2 protein-coding genes and 1 riboswitch are annotated in these 3,661 nt (G+C 52.0%); of the genes, one reads left to right on the forward strand and one right to left on the reverse strand.

Annotation, left to right across the window (positions count from 1 at the left end; genetic code table 11):
- Positions 1-260, reverse strand: a 260-nt coding sequence (locus tag HMPREF9412_RS21180; RefSeq protein ID WP_009593804.1) for an MTH1187 family thiamine-binding protein, incomplete at its 3' end; no start/stop codon positions are given.
- A gap of 375 nt (positions 261-635) precedes the next feature.
- A riboswitch (cobalamin riboswitch) is annotated at positions 636-868 on the forward strand.
- Positions 869-1,061: 193 nt separating this feature from the next.
- Between HMPREF9412_RS21180 and HMPREF9412_RS21185 the strand changes: the two genes are divergently transcribed.
- Positions 1,062-3,395, forward strand: a complete 2,334-nt coding sequence (locus HMPREF9412_RS21185) for a ribonucleoside-diphosphate reductase subunit alpha (protein WP_012818853.1) — start codon at positions 1,062-1,064, stop codon at positions 3,393-3,395.
- The last annotated feature ends 266 nt before the right edge of the window (positions 3,396-3,661 follow it).

Consider the following 3,661-nt stretch of genomic DNA (forward strand, 5'->3'; position numbering starts at 1 on the left):
GAGGAGACCTGGTCCCTGCGGTCGTCAATTTTAACGGAAGTCGATACGCGCTTTGCCCCGGACAGAAAAGGCGCTTCATGCAAAGCCTCAATCGCCCGCCAGATCATGTTAAGCTCTCCCTCGATGATCGTGCTCATCGATGTCAGCTCATAGGAAATCCCGTCCTGCTGTTTCAATATTCGCTGCATCTCGGCGACATAAGCGCTTAAACTCGTGGTTGCGGTTCCGATCGGAATCACCGTTACCTCTGCTATTGCCATCTGAACAACCTCCCTCGTCATATCTAAATCATGTGATACTCTTCCATTTTCCAATTCCAATTCCGGATACGGATACGGATATCATACCAATTTCGGTCCGCCATATCAAAGCCCTTCAATTTTAGCTTCACACAAGATATAGTGTATCCTGACCGCCTCATCCATACGGCTATATCCTATTTTGTCAAAACGAGAATATACGCGGTATCTGCGCAGAAAAGGTCGCATTTGGTCACAATCCAGGAAATCTTATCGCCTTTTGACAGTTTCTTAACTGGCACAATGACCGCTCGTTTGCTATAATTCTTTTTGCGTTCAATTTTAAGAATATGGTTTACAAACACAATATATTGGGTTAAATTAGATTAACAACAACCAAATATAGTGTATATAGGTGCCGGATCAACCCATAAGGCAGTCCGGCTTAATAGGGAAGCATGGTGTAAATCCATCACGGTCCCGCCACTGTAAGGGCTCTTAGGCTGTTCATCATTTTTTCAGCCTTCCTCATACGGCATAGCCACCGAAGAATCGGATCAAGGTTTTCGGGAGGCACCGCCGGGAGGCAGAAGCCCGAGTCAGAGACCTGCCTATATACTGCAGACACCAACCTACGGGGCTTTAGGTAAGTGTTCGTTAAACTTGCGTCTGTACATAACATCATGCCCGTTCAAGGGCTTATGTCAAACGTCATTTCCGATCACAGCGCACGGACATTTTCAAGCCTGCCCGCGGGTTTTAGAAAATGTTTTTTTGATGTCCTTTTTCATATTTCCCCCGAAGAAAGCGAGGAATTTATTCATGCCCCAGCTCGTAGTTAAACCGAACAACCGTCAGCTCGCCTTTGATGAAATTCGCCTCTCCGTCTATGCCGACCGGACTCTGAAAGGATTGGACATGCTCGATAAGGAGCGTCTGCTTCGCGGCGTCAATGCCAAATTGCGCGGTGAGCAAGTTACCGGCGAAGAAATCAGCAGCGCCTTCACGATGTCCGCCCTTGAGCTTGTAACCAAAGAGGAGCCGAATTGGAAGTTTGCAGCTGCGCGTTCGTTTCTGACCTCTTTATATAAAAAAGCGGCTACCAACCGCCGATACAAAGCATATCCGGAAGAACCATACGGTGCCTTCTACCCGCTCATTACGGAGCTTGTACAGAAAGGCATCTATCGCGAGGACCTTCTGACCAGCTACACCAAAGAACAAATCGAAGAACTCGGCGAATGCATCGATCCAAGCCGCGATCTGCTGTTTGACTACATCGGTCTGCTGACGCTGGCTGAGCGTTACCTGGCAAACGACTTTGACGGTCGCGTCATGGAACTTCCGCAAGAACGCTACATGGTCATCGCGATGTTCCTCATGCATAACGAGCCTGCCGACAAGCGTCTTGACCTTGTCAAGGAAGCCTACTGGGCCATGAGCAACCTGTACATGACGGCGGCTACGCCGACCATGTCCAATGCAGGTAAAAAAGTAGCCGGCCAGCTGTCCAGCTGCTTCATCGATACCGTGGACGACTCCCTGGAAGGGATCTTCGACTCCAATACGGATATCGCCCGTCTCAGCAAAATGGGCGGCGGCATCGGCGTATACCTCGGTAAAGTTCGTGCACGCGGCTCCGATATCCGCGGACACAAGAACACCAGCTCCGGCGTTATCCCTTGGATTCGCCAGCTGAACAACACCGCTGTTAGCGTGGACCAATTGGGAACCCGTAAAGGTGCCATCGCGGTGTACCTGGACGTGTTCCACAAAGACATCCTGTCCTTCCTGGACCTGAAGCTGAACAACGGCGACGAGCGCATGAGAGCGCATGACGTGTTCCACGGCGTATGCCTGCCTGACCTGTTCATGGAGGCTGTCGAAGCTCGTGAAGAGTGGAGCCTGTTCTGTCCGCATGAAGTGAAGAAAATCATGGGCTGGAAAGACGAGAACGGCCGTCCGCTAGGTCTGGAAGACTTCTATGACCATACTCAAGGCGAAGGCGAATTCCGCCAAAAATACGCGGAAGCCGTAGCGAACCCGCTGCTGCCGCGCATTACCGTACAAGCCATCGACATTATGAAGCGCATCATGAAGTCCCAGCTTGAAACGGGTACGCCGTACATGTTCTATCGGGACACCGTCAACCGTGCGAACCCGAACTCGGCTCATGGCATGATCTACTCTTCCAACCTGTGCACGGAGATCATGCAGAACCAATCTCCGACGGTCGTTGAGCAAGAGGAGCTGGTTACGAAAGACGGCCAAACCCGGATCGTGATTTCCAAAATCCCTGGCGATTTCGTTGTCTGCAACCTGAACTCCATCCACTTGGCTCGTGCCGTACCGGCCGGTGTGCTGGAGCGTCTCGTTCCGATCCAGGTTCGCATGCTGGATAACGTCATCGACATTAACAATATTGAAGTTCTGCAAGCTCAATACACCAACAGCCAATATCGCGCGGTCGGTCTCGGCACCTTCGGTCTGCACCACTTGCTGGCGCTGGAAGGCATCCGCTGGGAATCCGACGAAGCCGTTGCCTATAATGACAATCTGTACGAACACATCAACTACCTGCTCGTCAAATCCAGCATGGAGCTGGCCAAGGAAAAAGGCCACTATCCGAAATTCAAAGGCTCCGACTGGGAGAGCGGCGAGTACTTCACGTTCCGCGGTTATACCGACGGCGAGCATGAAGGCAAGTTCGTGACCACCGAGCAGTGGCGTGAATTGCAGCAGGAAGTGCAAGCGAACGGCGTCCGTAACGCATGGCTGTTTGCCATCGCGCCGAACGGCTCCACCTCGATCATCGCGGGTTCCACGGCGAGCATCGATCCATTGTACGAACTTCTGTCTTATGAAGAAAAAACCACTTATAAAGTGGCGAACCCTGCTCCGGATCTGTCCGAGAAAACGATCTGGTACTATAAAACGGCTTTCTTGATCGACCAGCATTGGTCCATCAAAATGGCTGCCGCCCGTCAGCGTCACGTTGACCAAGCGCAAAGCTTTAACCTGTACGTCCGCCCTGATATCCGGGCTTCGGAATTCCTGGAGCTGCATCTGCATGCCTGGAAAGCCGGCATCAAATCCACGTACTATGTACGCAGCCGCGCGCTGACGATTGAAGAGTGTGAGTCGTGCGCAAGCTAAGAGTTTAGAGTAACCTTTTTCGAACCCACCCAAACCCTCCCTTCCAAGGGAGGGCCCCAAGGGCTCTGCCCTCTGGACACCCGCAAGGTGGGTTGGATGTGAATGAGGCGCTTCTTAAGTTACTTTAGTGGCTAGGAGCGCTTTCTCCCTGCGGGAACGCTGGAATACGGCGCGGGGACCATTGAGTTACTTCGTGCAATTTGTTGAGTTACTGTCTGCTGGGATCGCTCTCCCCTTGGGAATCGCTTCTCATGCGGCGCGGGACT

This window comes from Paenibacillus sp. HGF5 (assembly GCF_000204455.1).
In the GTDB taxonomy this organism is placed as follows: domain Bacteria; phylum Bacillota; class Bacilli; order Paenibacillales; family Paenibacillaceae; genus Paenibacillus_AQ; species Paenibacillus_AQ lautus_A.